We start from the raw sequence: 16,315 nt of genomic DNA, 5'->3' as shown, positions 1-16,315 counted from the left end.
CCCGCCGGAGCCGGTCCGTCGGCCCGCCGCACCCGGCCGGCGCGGCGGGGCGGCGGGGTCAGCTCAGCCAGCGGGGTCGGCTGGGCCGGCGGGGTCAGCTCAGCCGGTGGGGTCGGCTGGGCCGGTGGGGTCGGCTGGGCCGGTGGGGTCAGCTGAGCCAGCGCGTGAGGATGTGCAGGGCGTTTTCGATGTCGTCGACCGGGCACTGCTCGTCGTCCTTGTGGGCGAGGAGCGGGTCGCCCGGGCCGAAGTTGACCGCCGGGACGCCGAGCGACGAGAAGCGCGACACGTCGGTCCAGCCCAGCTTCGCGGTCGGCGGGCGGCCGACCAGCTCGACGAACTCGCGGGCCGCCGGGTGGTCGAGGCCGGGCCGGGCGCCGGGCGCCGAGTCGACGACCTCGATCTCGTGGTCGGCGAAGAGCGGGCCGGCGAAGAGCTCGCGCAGGTGGGCCTCGGCGGCGGCCGGGTCGCGGTCGGGGGCGTAGCGGTGGTTGATATAGATCACGCACTCGTCGGGGATCACGTTGCCGGCGATACCGCCCTCGATCTTCACGGCGTTGAGGCCCTCGTGGTACTGCAGGCCGTCGACGACCGGCTGCCGTGGTTCGTAGGCGCGCAGCACGTCGAGCACCGCGCCGGCCGAGTGGATGGCGTTGCTGCCCATCCACGAGCGGGCCGGGTGGGCCGCCACGCCGGGCACTCTGATCTTGATGCGCATGGTGCCCTGGCAGCCGCCCTCGACGATCGCGTTCGACGGCTCGCCGAGGATCGCGAAGTCGCCGGCCAGCCAGTCCGGGTGCTCGCGCACGAGCCGGCCGAGCCCGTTGAGCCGGGCCGCGACCTCCTCGTGGTCGTAGAAGACGTAGGTCACGTCGTACTTCGGGGCGGTGAGGGTCGCGGCCAGCCGGAGAAAGACGGCGTCGCCGGCCTTCATGTCGACCGTGCCGCGCCCGTGGACGACGCCGTCCGCGAGCCGGGTCGGCAGGTTGCCGGCGATCGGCACCGTGTCGAGGTGGCCGGCCAGAATCACCCGCGACGGGCGGCCCAACGACGTGCGTGCCACGATCGCGTCGCCGTCGCGCAGCACCTGAAGGTGGGGCAGCGCCCGCAAGGCCAGCTCCACCGCGTCGGCGATCTCCTTCTCCTCCCCGCTGACGGACGGGATGTCACAGAGGGCCCGGGTGAGGGAGACGACGTCGGCGGACAGGTCGATCGCGGCGGTGCTAGTCATTTCAGCGACTTTAGTAGGGTTGAACCGGAAGTAAGGAGATGCAGTGGGGGAGAGCGAGGAACCGACCCGGCTCTGGGGCGGTCGGTTCGCCGGCGGGCCGGCCGAGGCGCTGGCGCGGCTGAGCGTGAGCGTGCAGTTCGACTGGCGGCTGGCGCCGTACGACCTGCTCGCCTCGCGCGCGCACGCCCGGGTGCTGGCCGGGGCGGGGCTGCTCGACCCGGACGAGCTCGGCCAGATCCTGGCGGCGCTGGACGATCTCGAGACGGCGTGCGCGACGGGCGAGTTCCGGCCGACGATCGAGGACGAGGACGTGCACACCGCGCTCGAACGCGGCCTGCTCGAGCGGCTCGGGTCGCTCGGCGGCAAGCTGCGGGCCGGCCGGTCCCGTAACGACCAGGTCGCCACCGACCTGCGGCTCTACCTGCGCGATCATGCCCGCGGGGTGGCGGTCGCGGTGGTCGAGCTGGCCGACGCGCTCACCGAGCAGGCGGCCCGCAACGTCGACACCGCGGCGCCCGGCCTGACCCACGTGCAGCACGCCCAGCCGGTGAGCTTCGGGCACTGGCTGCTCGCCCACGTGCAGCCGCTGCTGCGTGACCTGGAGCGACTGTCCGACTGGGACGCGCGTACGGCGATCTCGCCGCTGGGAAGCGGCGCCCTGGCCGGGTCGTCGTTGCCGCTCGACCCGGCTGCCGTCGCCAAGGAGCTGGGTTTCGTCGCGCCCGCGCCCAACTCGATGGACGCTGTCGCCGACCGTGATTTCGTGGCCGAGTTCCTGTTCGTCACCGCGCTGATCGGTGTGCATCTCTCCCGCCTCGGCGAGGAGGTGGTGCTGTGGACGTCGACCGAGTTCGGCTGGGTCGAGCTGGACGACGCGTTCGCCACCGGGTCGTCGATCATGCCGCAGAAGAAGAACGCCGACATCGCCGAGCTGGCCCGGGGCAAGAGTGGCCGGCTGATCGGTGGCCTGGTCGCGGTGCTGACCATGCTCAAGGGCCTGCCGCTGACCTACGACCGGGACATGCAGGAGGACAAGGAGCCGGCGTTCGACGCGATCGAGACTCTGGAACTTCTGCTGCCCGCTCTCGCGGGCATGATTTCGACGATGACCGTACGCGTCGACCGGCTGGCCGCGGCCGCCCCGGTCGGGTTCTCGCTCGCCACCGAGGTCGCCGACTGGCTGGTCCGGCGGGGTGTCCCGTTCCGCGACGCGCACGAGATCACCGGCCGCCTGGTCGCGCTCTGCTCGGCCCGCGAGTGCGAGCTGGAAGACCTGACCGACGATGACCTCAAGACGGTCAGCGAGCACCTCGACCCGTCGGTGCGCGAGGTGCTGTCGGTCGATTCGGCACTCGCCGCGCGCACCACGCCCGGCTCGACCGGCCCCGGCCCGGTGGCCGACCAGTTGGCGGTGGTGCAGCACAAGCTCGACAACTGGCGACAGTGGGCGGTCACCAAGGTCGTGCCCCGCTGAGCGGTTGGAAACGCTGGATTAACAACAAGTGAATCGCGTCTGCGGATAAGCGACGGTCAATTCGGAATCGGGCCATAAGGACTCATCCTTATGGCCCGAACTTTTGGCCGCCGGTGCTGCACCCTCCTCGGCAAATGGCGTTCTTGCAGGTGAAACGCCGGTCGAGCGGGAGGAGTAGGGAATCGCACAGGCCGATAGAGTGCGCCGGTCATCGACCGATCTTGAGGGAGCCCTCATCGTGTCCATCGTCCGCCGCATAGTGACCGTCACGGCTGTCGCCGCCGCGGCCGTCGCGGCCGTTCCCGCCGCGGCCCAGGCCGTGCTCCCGGCCAGAACGTTCGCTTTCAGCGTGGTCCCGGGAAGTCTCGCGATCGCGAAGGCCGGCCACGGGTCCGGCAGCCTGAGGCTTGCCGCCGCGACCGGCGCGACAGGGGCGCCCGCCTCCCTGAACCACGTCGTGATCGTGTTCAACCCCGGCGCCCTGGCCGTCACCGCGTTCGTGCCGGCCGGCGGGGACGATGCCACGCCGGCGCCCGGTTGCACGACCAAGAAGGCGGTCACCAGCTGCCCGGTCGAGGCCGCCGCCGCGCACAACGGCGCATACCAGCTGCCCGGGTTCGTCGTGGCGGCCAAGAAGGGCGCGAAAGTCGGCGACCAGGGCACCCTCGCGGTCACCGTGCAGTCCAAGGAGGCCGCGCCGATCAAGGCGAAGGTCACGGTCTCGGTCGTCCGCGACGTCGACCTGGGCGCCGTGTCGAAGTTCCCGAGCTCGGCCGTCGCGGAGCCGGTGGGTTTCGGTGCCGTCGTGCGGCAGCCGATCGCGATCCACAACGCCGGCAGTTTCGCGGCCCGCGGGACCGGAATGATCATCGAATACGACAAGCGTTTCGTTCCGGCGGCCCAGTACAGCAACTGCGCGTATGACACGAGCGTGATCTTCTGCACGTTCACCGAGAAGATCCCGGCCGGGGCGACCTACCAGCTCCAGGCGCCGATGTTCAAGCTCCGCGCGGACGCGACGGCGAACGTCGCGTTCCCGTACGGCTGGGAGGTGTACACCTCCGGCGCGGTGAAGGCCCTAGGCGAGCGCTGGTACCACGGTCACAAGACGACCCCGGGCGCCGGCGGCGTGCTGCACCTCGTGCCGTCACCGAACACCGATCCCACCCCGGCGAACGCCGAACTTAAAGCCGACGCGGCCGACGCGGCCGACGCGGCCGGCACCAAGAACGAGGACGTCGACCTCAACGGGGTCAACGACCTGGCTCAGGGCTGGGTGAAGACCCCGGTCGAGTCGAGCCGGCCGGCGTCGGGCCCGGCCTCGCCGACCGCGGTCGGAGGAAACGCGGGCACGGCCGGAGGAAACGCGGGCACGGCCGGAGGAAACGCGGGCACGACCGGAGGAAACCCGGCGGCGAGTGGCGGTGGCCTGGCGGTGACCGGCAGCAACGCGGCGCTGGTGGCCGGCGCGGGCGTGCTGCTGCTCGCGATCGGCGTGGGCGTTTTCTTCTTCACCCGCAGGCGGCGTACCTCCTTCACCGCCTGACCCCGGGAGTCTGATCATGTCCAAGTTCGGCGGGCGTTCCTAGGCGCGGCGGCCTCCGCGGTCGCGGTGCTGGCCACGATGCCGGTCGCGGCCCATGCCGCGCCGGCCGGTTCGTACGGCTTCCGCACCTTCCCGATCGACCTGGCGCCCGGGGGCACCGGGCCCGGATCGCTCGAGTTCACGCACGGCGACGGTACGCCGGACACGCTGACCGACGCCGAGCTCGTCTTCGACACCAGCGGCATCGATCGCTTCGGCACGCTGTCCCTGACGTCGAACGGCCGGGACCGGCAGTCCTGGACCTGCACCACCGCGAAGTCGACCACGACGTGCGCGGTCGAGCCGGTGCAGGCGTACGGCGTGACCTACGGGCTGCCCAACCTGGTGGTGACGGCCAGGAAGGGCGCGAAGGTCGGCGACGACGGCACCCTCAAGGTGACCGTGCGGTCGAAGGAGGTCGCGCCGATCCAGGCGCGGACCACGGTGACCGTCGCCCGCCTTGTCGACCTGGCGGCCCAGCCGCTCGCGACGGCGGAGCCGGTCGCGCCCGGCGCGACCGTCCAGCACCGGGTCGCGGTGAAGAACAACGGGCCGGCGGCGTCGACCCGCGGCGTCGCGGTGCGGATCAACGCCGACGAGGCGTTCGACTTCGGCCCGCGCTATCGCAACTGCCAGTACGCCGTCGACACTCTCGCGGACAGCGTCAACCTGGCCTGGTGCACGTTTGCCGAGCCGATCGCGGCCGGCGCGGCCTACGAACTGTCGGCCCCGTTCTACAAGTTGCGCGGGAACGCGGCGCCCGACCACCAATACCAGTACTACTACACGTGGGCGACGCTCGATAACGCCCAGCAGTACGCCGACGGCTGGTACGAGGGGCAGAAGTACGTCGCGGGCACCGGTGACGTGCTGCACCTGGTGCCGGTCAAGGGTCAGGAGCCGGGCCAGGGCGACTCCCGTCGCGCGAAGGTCGTCGAGGCCGACCTGACGCACACCAACGACCTGGCGCAGAGCCTGGTCAAGACCCCGGCCTCGTCGGCTTCACCGTCAGTTTCCGCGTCGCCGACCACGGGCGGGGCCGGCGGCGGTGATCAGGCCGGCGGCAGTCTGCCGATCACCGGCTCCGACACCCTGCTCGTCGGGGGTGCGGGAGTGGTCCTGCTGGCGATCGGCGCGGGCGCCTTCCTCTTCGCCCGAAGGCGCCGCACGTCGTTCACGGCCTGAGTCGGCCTGAGTCGGCCTGAGTCGGCCTGAACCGAGCTGAAGTCCACAGTGGCGGGCGTACCCAACGGGGGGACGTCCGCCACTACTCTTCTTCGGATGGAGATCAGGGATCTGCGGGACGACGGCGGCCGCGAGATCACGGCGTACGGGAGCAGCGGCCTGACCGCCGAGGCGCTGATCCGGTCCGACGTGGCCGCGCTGACGGTTCTTCGCGTCGCCGCGGGCGGCGAGATCGGGCGGCATCCGACCGATGTCGAGCAGTTTCTGCTGGTGCTGTTCGGGCGGGGGAGTGTGCGGTCGGGCGACGGCCCCTGGGAGCCGGTCGAGGCTGGGCATCTCGTGATCTGGCGGCCCGGCGAGGTGCACACGACGCGGGCTGACGAAGATCTGACAGCGTACGTTCTCGAGGCGTCCGGGCTGCTGTCCTGAGCGCATTGCCGGTATTTCGGAACGGTCACACGGAACGGGACGGTCGATCGGTGGTTTCGCGCCGGTCGGCGGTCGCTCAGAATGGGAATCCACTGAGCCCGTCTGCCGCGAGGTGGCCCGGATGCCGGACTGCGAGTTCCTCAGTTGCCGTCGCGCGTCAGATCGTAAAAGCGCGTCAGATCGTAAAACAGAGTGACGTCGCCGGACGACCCGCGGTGGCGGCCGCCGGTGCGGTGGCCGCATCGACTGGGGCCGATCGCGCGGTCGGGAGCCGAGGTCGCGGGCGTCTGCATGCTGCTCGGCGCCGCGTTCTTTCTGGCCTTGGCCGGCATTTTCAGCCGCGACTGGCGCCTGTTTCTGATCTTTCCGGCGTTCGGAATTCCCGACATGTTGTTCGCCTGGTTCCGGTGGCGTCGTTTTCGTCTGCCGGCGCGCTGGTCGACCGATCTCCGGGCGACGATTCTGCTGACCGGTTTGACGGTTTATCTGGCCGTGTCGGCGTTTCTGAAGGTGCGGCCGCCGGTCCCTTTTGCCGGGGTCAGCGTGGCGGTCGTGCTGAGCGGCGCGAGCGCGACCATCTGGATCATCCGCGTGATCCAGGACCGCCCGCGGTGACGGCGGCGGGTGTCGTGCGGCGGGCCGGGGCGATCGCGGACGAACTGCGGACCACCAGCTCGGGCCGGAACAGGTATTCCGAGTGCGGCGCCCCGTGGCCGTTGATCTCGTCGACCAGGGAGTTGACCGCGGCCACGGCCATCGCCGTGACCGGCTGGCGCAGCGTGGTCAGCGGCGGGTCGGTGAACGCGATCAGCGGCGAGTCGTCGAAGCCGATCACCGAGACGTCGCCCGGCACCCGCAGCCCGCGGCGCCGGGCGGCCCGGATCGCGCCCAGCGCCATCAGGTCGGAGCCGCAGACGATGCCGGTCACGCCCTTGGCCAGCAGTCGGTCGGCCGCCACCTCGCCGCCCTCGACGCCGAACAGGGTGAGCGAGACGAGGTCGGGGTCGGCGATCCCCAGCTCGCGCTTCACCGCGATCCGGTAGCCCTGGAGCTTGCGCTGGGTCGAGATGAACCGGTGCGGCCCGCAGATCATGCCGATCCGCTGGTGGCCGAGCGCGACCAGATGCGAGACGGCCAGGTCGCCAGCCAGCCGGTCGTCGCACGAGACGAACGGTGCCTCGATGCCCTCGGCGAAGCCGTTGACCAGCACGATCGGCAGCGGGCGGTCGAGCAGGCGCTGGTAGCGGGCGTGGTCGGCGGTGGTGTCGGCGGACAGGCCGGAGACGAAGACGATGCCGCTGACCTGCCGGTCGAGCAGCATCTCGACGTATTCGTCCTCGGTGACGCCGCCCGGGGACTGGCTGCACAGCACCGGGGTGTAGCCCTGCTGGGCCAGCGTCGACTCGATGACCTGGCAGAACGCCGGAAAGATCGGGTTGTCGAGCTCGGGCACGACCAGGCCGACCAGGCCGGCGCTGCGCTTGCGCAGGCGTTCCGGCCGCTCGTAGCCGAGGACGTCGAGGGCGGTCAGCACCGACTGCCGGGTCTCGGGGGAGACGCCGGGGCGGTCATTGATGACACGCGACACCGTCGCCTCACTGACCTGGGCCTGCTTGGCGATGTCGGCCATCCGCGCGCGCATGGGTCAACTCTAGTGCCGCTCCGATCAGGGAGGCGGCCGGCGCGGGGCGCCCCAGGTGGAAGCCCTGGGCGTAGCGGCAGCCCATCGCCGCCAGGGCAGTGAGCTGGTCCTCCTCCTCGATGCCCTCGGCCACCACCTTCAGGCCCAGCGTGTGCCCGAGCTGGACGACCGCGCTGACCAGTTCCTGCTGGCGGGGGCTGGTCGCCAGGCCGATGATGAACGACCGGTCGACCTTGAGCACGTCGACCGGGATGTCGCGCAGGTAGCCGAGCGAGGAGTAGCCGGTGCCGAAGTCGTCGATCGCGATCTGCACGCCCAGCTCGCGCAGCTCCTCGAGCCGTTGCGCGGTCACCGCGATGTCGCGCATCAGCACCGTCTCGGTCAGCTCGAGCACCAGGCAGCGGGGGGACAGGCCGGAGGAGGCCAGCGCGTACGCCACCCGGTCGGTCAGGTCGGGCACCTCCAGGTTGGCCGCCGACAGGTTGACGCTGACCCAGGCCGGGGCGGTGTCGGGGGAGATGTCCTGCCAGTGGCGTACGGCCTCGCACGCCGCGAGCAGCACCCAGCGGTCGATCTCGGTGATCAGACCGGTCTCCTCGGCCAGCGGGATGAACGCGCCCGGCGGCTGGAGTCCGCGTTCCGGGTCCTCCCAGCGGACCAGGGCCTCGACCCCGGCCAGCCGGCGGGTCCGCACCTCGACGACCGGCTGCAGGTGCAGGCGCAGTTCGCCCCGGTGCACCGCCTCGCGGAGCCGGTTCTCCAGGTCGAGCCGGTCGAGCAGCTGCTCGTGCATGCGGCTTTCGAACACCTGGTGGCGGGCTTTTCCGCCCGCCTTGGCGGCGTACATGGCGACGTCGGCGTTGCGGATCACCTCGTCGGCGTCGGTGTAGCGGGCGGCGTCCGGGACGACGCCGATGCTCGCCGAGACCGTCGCCTCGCGGTCGTACAGCAGGAACGGCCTGGACAGGGCGGCCAGCAGGTCGTCCACCAGGGTTTCCAGCGAGCCGGCGCCTTCGAGCAGCACCGCGAACTCGTCGCCGCCGAGCCGGGCCACGGTGTCGTGCGGGCGCAGTGCCGCCTGCAGGCGTTCGGCGGTCGTCCGCAACAGCTGGTCGCCCGCGTTGTGCCCGAGGCTGTCGTTGACCTTCTTGAAACCGTCGAGGTCGAGGTAGAGCACGCCGATCGGTTCGCCGGACTCGCGGGCCCGGGTCATCGCGTGCTCCAGCCGGTCGAGGAACAGCTTGCGGTTGGGCAGACCGGTCAGTCCGTCGTGCAGGGCCTGGTGCCGCAGGTCGTGTTCGAGGGCGCGCTGCCGGGTCACGTCGCGCAGGACGACCACGGCGCCGATCACCCGGTCACCCGCCTCGATGGTGCTGACCGTGTAGGCGACGCGTACGGAAGTGCCGTCCGCCCGATCGAGCGTGACCTCGCGTTCCACGCCGTCACCGACGATCTCGCCCGCGGCCGGGAGCAAAGCTCCCGCGTAGCGGGTGAGCAGGCCCTCGACGCCCAGGCCGGTGATCCGCCCGGCCGCCTCGTTGGCGAAGGTGAACCGGCCCGCCGCGTCGACCCCGCAGATGCCCTCGCCCGCGTTGGCGAGGATCCGGTCGGTGTACTCCTTGGCCAGGATCTCCCGCGCCGACTGCTCGAGCCGGAACGCCATGTCGTTGAACGCGGTGCCCAGCTGGCCGATCTCGTCGCGCCCGCCGGTCACCACGCGCTGGGAGAAGTCGCCGTCCCGGACCACCTCGACGGCCCGGGTCAGCCGGCGGATCCGCCGGGTGATCGACTCGGCGACGAGCGCCCCCAGCAGCAGTACGACCAGGATGCAGACCGCGCCGATGATCGTGATCGTGCGCTCGGCCCGGCCGGTCATCGCGACCATCTGGTCGTAGGTCGGGGTGTACTCGTAGATCACCGCGCCCAGGGTCACGTCACTCGCGTCGATCAGCGGCACCACGACCTCGCGGATGGCCGCCGTGCCGGAGTCGCCGCTCTGCTCGATGAACTCGCGCGGCTTCTGGTCGAGGATCGTCAGGCGCACCTCGTCACCGAGGTCCCAGTTGTAGACCGTGTCGTTGTCGGCCGGCTCGGCGTCGGCCAGCACCCGCTGGCTGGTGTCGAGCACGACGAGGTCGCGGGCCTGGAGGTCGTGCATCCGCCGGACGTACGCCCGGAGGGCGGTGGGATCGTCGTAGAGCGGCACGCTGGTGCCCGGCTCGCCGGACGGCACCAGGGAATAGGCGACATCCTTGGCCAGTCCCGCCGCGACCTGTTCGGCCGTGGTGACCGCCGCGCGCCGAGCCGACTGGTCGTCGGCGTGCAGCACGACGAGGCCGGTGACGACCATCATCGCCGCGATGGCGAGCACGCCACCGAGCAGCTTGAGCCGGACGCTCATCAATCCCTTCCCGTTCTCTCCCCGCCTTCCTCATCGGCGGGGAAGGACGGCGGGTAAGAGAAGGTGAGGTGGAGCGCAGCCCGGCTTTGCCCGGGGCGGGGTCAGGAGATGGAGGCGGTCTCCCGGGCCCGGCTGTCCGAAGCGGTCTCGGCCGGGCGGCGGGACGGCAGACGCTTGCTGATGCCCGCACCGACGGCGATCAGCACCGCCGCACCGACGATCACGGCGACCACGATCGTGCTCACGTTGAACAGCTTCAGCGCGCTGGCCAGCAGCACGATGACCAGGGCCGAGCGGATCAGGCCGGCCGGGGCGCGGGATGAGATGCGTGAGCCGATGAGTACGCCCGGCACCGAGCCGACCAGCACCGAGGCGGCGAGGTCGAGCTTGAGGTCGCCGAACAGCGCGTGACCGAACGCGGCCGAGAAGACCAGTGGGATCGCCTGCACGAGGTCGGTGCCGACGAGGTCGTTGGCCCGGAGCCTGGGATAGAGCGCGAGCAGCACCACGATGATCAGTGAGCCCGATCCGACCGAGGTCAGGCCCACGACCAGCCCGCCGGCCGCGCCGACCAGAAGGGTCGGTATCGGGCGCACGACGATCGGTTCCGCCGGCCCGTCGTCGCCTCGCCGCCGGGCGGCCCACGACTTGAGCAGCAGACCGGCCGCGGCCAGCACGAGTGCCACCCCGAGCGCGATCTGGATCGTGTGCTGCACGCTCGAGTCGTTGCCGAGCAGGCGCAGCAGCAGGACGCCGCAGAACGCGCTCGGCACGCTGCCGATGCAGAGCCAGAGAACCAGCCGCCAGTTGACCGTGCCGCGCCGGGCGTGCACGAAACCGCCGAACGGCTTCATCACCGCGCTGGCCGCCAGGTCGCTGGAGACGGCGGCCACCGGCGGCACCCCGAAGACCAGCACCAGGATCGGGGTCATCAGGGCGCCACCGCCCATGCCGGTCAGACCGACGATGATGCCGACGCCGAGGCCGGCGAGCGCCAGGGTGAAGTTCATGTCGCCGAGTCTCGGCGACGAACACCTACCTTGTCTACTAAATCAGTTGAGATTGTCGAGATTCCCGGTCACTGAGATGGGCGCCTGATCCAGCAGCAATGCCACGTCCTCCGGCGGCATCGGCCGCGCGAAATGGAAGCCCTGGGCATAGCGGTAGCCGACGGCGTGCAGGCGATGTGCCTGCTCAGCGGTCTCCACGCCCTCGGCCACCGCCTCGATCGCCAGGCCGTCGGTGATCCCGATCAGCCCGTCGACGATCACGGCCTGCGGGCTCGACACGGTCACCCCGTCGACGAACGACTTGTCGACCTTCAGGACGCGTACCGGCGTGTCGACCAGAAGGCTGAGCGAGGACTGCCCGGTGCCGAAGTCGTCCAGCGCCACCCGCATCCCCAACCCGTGCAGCTCGTGGACCGCGTCCAGGGCCTCGCCCGTGCCGAGCACGGCGGTCTCGGTCACCTCGGCCACCAGCCGGTACGGGGTCAGACCGGTCTCCCGCAGCAGCGCGGCGACCCGGTCGGCGAACCCGGGCTCACCCAGCTGACGGGCCGAGATGTTGACGCTGACCTTCTCCGGGGCGTGCGGGCCGTACTCCCGCTCCCACGCGGCGGCCTGGTGCACGACCTGCTCGAGGATCCACCAGCCGACGTCGACGATCGAGCCGTTGCGCTCGGCCACCGGGATGAAGATGGCGGGGGAGACCAGTCCGTGCTCCGGGTGCCGCCAGCGGACGAGCGCCTCGACACCGGCCAGCCCGCCGTGCGGCAGCTCGACGATCGGCTGGTAGAGCACGAACAGCTCGTCGCGGGCCAGCGCCTGGCGCAGGTCGTGCCCGAGCTGGGCGTCCGCGTCGGCCAGCTTGTCCATCATCGGGTCGAACCAGGTCGTGCGGCCCCCGCCGACCTGCTTGGCCGAGTACATCGCCACGTCGGCCCGGCGGATCAGCTCCTCCGGCGTGTCGCCGTCGTGGGCCGTGGTGACGCCGGCGCTGATCCGGACGACCATGTCCTGACCGTGCAGCAGCACCGGCTGCTGCACCGCGGCGACCAGTTCGCGCATGAGCACCGCGGTCTCGTCGGCGGTACGCCCGGGCAGCAGCAGGGTGAACTCGTCGCCACCCAGCCGGGCGACCGTGTCGGTCGGGCGCATCCGCTCGTGCAGGCGGCGGGAGACCACCTTGAGCAGCGCGTCGCCGGTCCCGTGCCCGAGCCGGTCGTTGATCACCTTGAAGTCGTCGAGGTCGAGCAGCGCGACGTGGAACGGCTGCCCGTCGGCCAGCTGGGCCGTGACCCGGTCGTTGAACAGGGCCCGGTTGGGGATCTCGGTGAGCGTGTCGTGCGAGACCTGGTGGGCGAGCTGGGCCTGATAGTCGCGCAGCTGCCGGAGGTTGGCGTCGACCGTACGCAGCAGCCGCCCGTTCTCCCGCAGCATGCCGAACTGGCGGACCATCACCAGCACGGTCATCGCCACCGCCCAGATCACGATGGTCAGCACCTCGCCGCCGCCCGGAGCCACGACCGCGATCAGCAGCGCGCTCATGCCGGCCGCGGCCAGGTAGGGCAGCACGCCGGCGTGGCGGGCCGGCGGCGGCGCGCCGGGAGCCTCCTGGGCCGCGTGGAACTGCCGGTTGGCCGCGGTCTGGGCGGCCATCGCGGCCAGCGGGGCGGCCAGGAACGTCGTCGACAGGTAGGGCCGGTCGGTGATGAAGATCGAGACGCTGCCGCTGACCGCCGAGGCGGCCACGCCCCAGGACAGGATGTGCAGGGCCCGGCGATCCAGCTCGCCCGCGCCGGCGAACACGACCTTGATGAAGGTCAGCATCGAGATCGAGGCGACCAGGCTGATCGCGACGGTCGGCAGCGCCGACCCGGTCTGCGAGGCCCACAGGTCGATCTTGCGAAGCGAGTAGTGCCAGATGAACGCGCTGTTGGCGAGCAGCAGGATGCCGGCGTCGAGCGCGAACCGGAACCAGTCGCGGCGGGTGCGCTGCCAGGCCGGCAGCCGCAGCAGCGCCCAGATCGCCACGCCGAGGATGAGCAGGTAGATCGCGAGCGTGCGGGAGCTGATCCACTGCGTCGGCTCGCCACCGCGGAACGCGTCCGCCGCGTTGCTGACGATCGCCAGAGCCAGGGCGGCACACGCCAGACCCATCTGACCCCAGAATCGCCGTGTCGCCCGGGCCAGGTCACCCCGGCGGGTCACCCGCCGGCAGGCGTACGCCGCGAGCGCCGCCCCGAACGGCAGCGGGATCCATCCGACGATCGGGTGCGCCCACTGGTGTACCAGCCCGATCAGGAACCAGGCCAGGTCGAAAAGGCCCAGCACCAGCCCGGCGACGGTGGTCGCCTCGGGCCGTCCGCGCCCCGTCATGCCCCCGGGAGAGCCGGGTCGGAGATCTGCCACGGACCGTTCATCGGTGACGATCATGCTCACGTGAGGAATGCACCCGGTGTCGTTCGGGTGCCGATCGGTCATCCCGCCGGAAGGTCGGACTTTCGCGAAGCGGCCGGCGCTCGGCGCGACCACGATCGATGGTCAGGAGCACGACGAGCGCGGTCACGACGAACAGCGCCGCGGTGACCGCCGAGACGAGGTGGAGGCCGCCGACGAAACCGCCGGCTCCGGGATCGCCGGCCAGGGCACCGTACGCCGCGATGCCGACCGCCCCGCCGGCCTGCCGAGCGGTGTTGTTCGCCGCCGAGGCCAGCCCCGCCCGGTCGTCCGGCGCCGCCCGCACCGCCGCCGCGACCACCGCCGGAGTCAGCACGCCGAGCCCGACGCCCCAGAGCAGCAGGCCCGGCACGATCACCGGGTAGGCGGTTCCCGCATCGAGGAGGATCAGCAGGGCCGCCCCGGCCGCCGCGACGACGAGGCCGGCCACCATCGGGCGGCGCGGACCGAAACGCGCGGTCATCCGGCCGGCGATCGGGGCGAGCACGCTCAGCGGCAGGAAGAGAGGTAGGAGGGCCAGCCCCGCGGCGAGCGCCGACCGGCCCTGCACCCGCTGAAGAAACAGCGTGACGACGAAGAGCAGGCCGAGGGTGCCGAGGTTCATCGCGCCGGCCGCCGCGTTGGCCACGACGAAGCCCTGCTGCCGCAACAGCGGGAGCGGAATCATCGGGTCGGCGGCCCGGCTTTCGGCGGCGGCGAACAGGAGCAGGAAGGCGGCGGCGAGCACGACCGGGATCCAGCTGTCGTGGGAGACGAACGCGTCGACCACCGCGGCCAGCGCCAAGGCGCCGGTCACCATCCCCCGCACGTCCGGACGCCGGCGGGCGGTCGCGCGGCTCTCACTGATCACCCGGGCGGTGACCAGGCCGGCGACCAGCACGATCGGCACGTTGATCCAGAACACCCAGCGCCATCCCGGGCCGTCGACCAGCGCGCCGCCGAGCACCGGCCCGGCCGGCAGGGCGACGCTGCCCACCCCGGCCCACACGCCGATCGCCCGGGCCTGCTCGCGGCGATCCGGCACCGCGCGGGTGATGATCGCCAGCGTGCCCGGCAGCAGCAGCGCGGCGCCGATCCCGGAGAGCGCCCGGAAGCCGACCAGCGCGCCGGCGGTCGGCGCCAGCGCGCACCCGGCCGAACCGGCGCCGAACAGCGCCAGCCCGGCCAGCACGATCCTCTTGTGACCGTAGAGATCGCCGAGCGTGCCCGCGGTCAGCATCAGCGCGGCCAGGGTCACCGCGTAGGCGTCGACGGTCCACTGCAGGGCGCCGACGCCGGCCCCCAGATCGCTGCCGATGCTCGGCAGCGCCACGTTGACGATGCTGACATCGAGCAGGACCAGGAAATAGCCGACACACATCACGGTGACGGCCAGCCGCCGGGAACCCATGGGCACTCCCTACCCCACGCGTACGCCGCCGAACCAGCGCCGCAGCGCCGAGTCGAGATCGCCGTCGCCCTCGACCCAGGCGACGATGCCGTCCGGGCGTACGAGCATCGCCGTGCCCTCAGTCTTTGCCACGTGCAGGCGGTCGTCCTCGACCGTGAAGTCGCCGAGCAGCACACCCCGGCCGTCGTGCAGCAACTCGGCCAGCCGCCGCCCGTCGGCCAGCACGATCTCGGGGGCGCCCCGGCCCACCAGGTCGTTCGCGCTGCCCAGGTCGTACCGCTGGCGCAGCCCGGAGATGCTGGTGCCCAGGTACATCGTGCCGTCGCGGGTCGCGGCCAGGTCGGCCACCACCGCCCGGATCGCCCGGTTGTACGGCCCCGGCTGCATGATCTCGACCTGGGCCCGCGTCCAGTCGAGCACCCACGCGCCGATCGGGTGCCGCTCGGCGGTGTACGAGTCGAGCAGTCCCTCCGGCGCCCGGCCCCGGATCTCGGCGGCCAGCTTCCAGCCCAGGTTCATCGCGTCGCCGATGCCCAGGTTGAGCCCCTGCCCGCCGAACGGCGAATGCACGTGCGCGGCGTCGCCGGCCAGCAGCACCCGGCCCATCCGGTAGGTGGCGGCCTGGCGCGCGTTGTCGGTGAACCGGGTCGCGCTCAGCACCTCCTCGACCGTCACCTCGACCCCCGACACGGCCCGCAGGCTGGCCTGCAGCTCGGCCGCGGTGATCGGGGTGTCGCGGTCGGCCGGCGGCCCGTCGAACTCGACGGTCAGGATGCGGCCCGGGACCGGGCCGCTCACGTAGACGCCGGTGTCGGTCACGTTCCAGCCGCCGCGCAGCTGCTCGGCGCCGGACATCTTGACGATCGCCTGGTGACCGGTGATGCGCGGGCCGGTGCCGGGAAAGTCGAAGCCGGCCAGCTTGCGGACGACACTGCGGCCGCCGTCCGCCCCGACGAGCCATCCCGCTTCGACCGGGCCGTCGGAGAGCTCCACGCGTACGGAATCGGAGCCGGCGGCGAAGCCGGTCAGGGTGACCCCCCGCCTGATCTCGGCGCCGAGCGCCGTCGCGTGCTCGGCGAGAATCGCCTCGAGCTCCTGCTGACTCAGCATGTTGATGTGGGCGGCCGGCCCGTGCGCGGCCCACGGGTCGTCATGGTTTTGAAGGTTGTCGGCATCCAGCCAGATGGCCCCGAAATGACCGATGAACGGCTTGCGGGGCATGGCCGGCATCTCCCGGCCCTGCGACTTGAGGAACTCCAGGATCTTCGCCTGCTGAGCCTTCTGCGCCTCGAGCACCCGCGGCATCAGGCCGCGCCGGTCGAGCGCCTCGGCGGTCGGCACGTTGATCGCGCCGGCCTTGATCGTGAGGTCGGGCTCAGCGAGCCGCTCGGCCACCAGCACCCGTACGCCGCGCAGCGCCAACTCGCTCGCCACCATCAGCCCGACCGGGCCGGCCCCCGCCACCACCACGTCGTAAGTAGTCATGTCCGCCAGGATGGGCGCTTTTCTTAGACCGA

At 71.6% G+C, this 16,315-nt stretch carries 12 protein-coding genes; 5 read left to right on the top strand and 7 right to left on the bottom strand.

Annotation, left to right across the window (positions count from 1 at the left end):
• Positions 1 to 148: 148 nt before the first annotated feature.
• A complete protein-coding gene (gene dapE, locus AB0M88_RS11870; RefSeq protein ID WP_364099332.1) occupies positions 149 to 1,231 on the bottom strand; it encodes a succinyl-diaminopimelate desuccinylase in 1,083 nt (360 codons plus the stop codon).
• Between the two features lie 43 nt (positions 1,232 to 1,274).
• On the opposite strand from dapE, the gene argH reads away from it, so the two are divergent.
• The 5 genes from argH (at position 1,275) to AB0M88_RS11845 (ending at position 6,519) form a co-directional block, all read left to right on the top strand.
• A complete protein-coding gene (gene argH, locus AB0M88_RS11865; protein WP_364099330.1) occupies positions 1,275 to 2,705 on the top strand; it encodes an argininosuccinate lyase in 1,431 nt (476 codons plus the stop codon).
• A 238-nt stretch (positions 2,706 to 2,943) separates the two neighbouring features.
• A complete protein-coding gene (locus AB0M88_RS11860; protein ID WP_364099327.1) occupies positions 2,944 to 4,251 on the top strand; it encodes a hypothetical protein in 1,308 nt (435 codons plus the stop codon).
• A gap of 66 nt (positions 4,252 to 4,317) precedes the next feature.
• Positions 4,318 to 5,475 carry an LPXTG cell wall anchor domain-containing protein gene (locus AB0M88_RS11855; RefSeq protein WP_364099324.1) on the top strand — a complete coding sequence of 386 codons (1,158 nt, stop codon included), beginning with the start codon at positions 4,318 to 4,320 and terminating at the stop codon, positions 5,473 to 5,475.
• 96 nt (positions 5,476 to 5,571) lie between these two features.
• Positions 5,572 to 5,904 (top strand): cupin domain-containing protein, encoded by a 333-nt coding sequence (locus AB0M88_RS11850; protein ID WP_364099322.1) that lies wholly within the window; start codon positions 5,572 to 5,574, stop codon positions 5,902 to 5,904.
• 291 nt (positions 5,905 to 6,195) lie between these two features.
• Positions 6,196 to 6,519 (top strand): hypothetical protein, encoded by a 324-nt coding sequence (locus AB0M88_RS11845; RefSeq protein ID WP_364099319.1) that lies wholly within the window; start codon positions 6,196 to 6,198, stop codon positions 6,517 to 6,519.
• Here AB0M88_RS11845 and AB0M88_RS11840 read toward each other — a convergent pair.
• The 6 genes from AB0M88_RS11840 to AB0M88_RS11815 all read right to left on the bottom strand — a co-directional run bounded on the left by AB0M88_RS11840 (position 6,488) and on the right by AB0M88_RS11815 (position 16,283).
• Positions 6,488 to 7,546 carry a LacI family DNA-binding transcriptional regulator gene (locus AB0M88_RS11840; RefSeq protein WP_364099316.1) on the bottom strand — a complete coding sequence of 353 codons (1,059 nt, stop codon included), beginning with the start codon at positions 7,544 to 7,546 and terminating at the stop codon, positions 6,488 to 6,490. The two genes, AB0M88_RS11845 and AB0M88_RS11840, sit on opposite strands and share 32 nt — an antisense overlap.
• Positions 7,500 to 9,947 (bottom strand): EAL domain-containing protein, encoded by a 2,448-nt coding sequence (locus tag AB0M88_RS11835; protein ID WP_364099313.1) that lies wholly within the window; start codon positions 9,945 to 9,947, stop codon positions 7,500 to 7,502. The genes AB0M88_RS11840 and AB0M88_RS11835 overlap by 47 nt, the downstream gene beginning before the upstream one ends.
• 101 nt (positions 9,948 to 10,048) lie before the next feature.
• The gene (locus AB0M88_RS11830; RefSeq protein WP_364099310.1) at positions 10,049 to 10,957 is read right to left on the bottom strand and encodes a sulfite exporter TauE/SafE family protein; all 909 of its coding nucleotides are present in this window, start codon (positions 10,955 to 10,957) and stop codon (positions 10,049 to 10,051) included.
• Between the two features lie 42 nt (positions 10,958 to 10,999).
• The gene (locus tag AB0M88_RS11825; protein WP_364099307.1) at positions 11,000 to 13,327 is read right to left on the bottom strand and encodes a bifunctional diguanylate cyclase/phosphodiesterase; all 2,328 of its coding nucleotides are present in this window, start codon (positions 13,325 to 13,327) and stop codon (positions 11,000 to 11,002) included.
• 40 nt (positions 13,328 to 13,367) lie between these two features.
• Positions 13,368 to 14,798 (bottom strand): MFS transporter, encoded by a 1,431-nt coding sequence (locus AB0M88_RS11820; RefSeq protein ID WP_364099304.1) that lies wholly within the window; start codon positions 14,796 to 14,798, stop codon positions 13,368 to 13,370.
• Between the two features lie 9 nt (positions 14,799 to 14,807).
• Complete coding sequence (locus AB0M88_RS11815) at positions 14,808 to 16,283, bottom strand: FAD-dependent monooxygenase (RefSeq protein ID WP_364099301.1); 1,476 nt, start codon at positions 16,281 to 16,283, stop codon at positions 14,808 to 14,810.
• Between the last annotated feature and the right edge of the window lie 32 nt (positions 16,284 to 16,315).

It is taken from the genome of Actinoplanes sp. NPDC051411 (genome assembly GCF_040682075.1).
In the GTDB taxonomy this organism is placed as follows: Bacteria; Actinomycetota; Actinomycetes; order Mycobacteriales; family Micromonosporaceae; genus Actinoplanes.
This window is presented reverse-complemented; position numbering and strand designations above follow the sequence as displayed.

What these genes read in the sequence shown, in the direction of transcription:
- AB0M88_RS11845 (WP_364099319.1), top strand. Translation starts at nt 6,196, where the DNA reads ATGCTGCTCGGCGCCGCGTTCTTTCTGGCCTTGGCCGGCATTTTCAGC.
- AB0M88_RS11840 (WP_364099316.1), bottom strand. Translation starts at nt 7,546, where the DNA reads ATGCGCGCGCGGATGGCCGACATCGCCAAGCAGGCCCAGGTCAGTGAG.
- dapE (WP_364099332.1), bottom strand. Translation starts at nt 1,231, where the DNA reads ATGACTAGCACCGCCGCGATCGACCTGTCCGCCGACGTCGTCTCCCTC.
- AB0M88_RS11850 (WP_364099322.1), top strand. Translation starts at nt 5,572, where the DNA reads ATGGAGATCAGGGATCTGCGGGACGACGGCGGCCGCGAGATCACGGCG.
- AB0M88_RS11830 (WP_364099310.1), bottom strand. Translation starts at nt 10,957, where the DNA reads ATGAACTTCACCCTGGCGCTCGCCGGCCTCGGCGTCGGCATCATCGTC.
- AB0M88_RS11815 (WP_364099301.1), bottom strand. Translation starts at nt 16,283, where the DNA reads ATGACTACTTACGACGTGGTGGTGGCGGGGGCCGGCCCGGTCGGGCTG.
- AB0M88_RS11835 (WP_364099313.1), bottom strand. Translation starts at nt 9,947, where the DNA reads ATGAGCGTCCGGCTCAAGCTGCTCGGTGGCGTGCTCGCCATCGCGGCG.
- AB0M88_RS11820 (WP_364099304.1), bottom strand. Translation starts at nt 14,798, where the DNA reads ATGGGTTCCCGGCGGCTGGCCGTCACCGTGATGTGTGTCGGCTATTTC.
- AB0M88_RS11825 (WP_364099307.1), bottom strand. Translation starts at nt 13,327, where the DNA reads ATGACGGGGCGCGGACGGCCCGAGGCGACCACCGTCGCCGGGCTGGTG.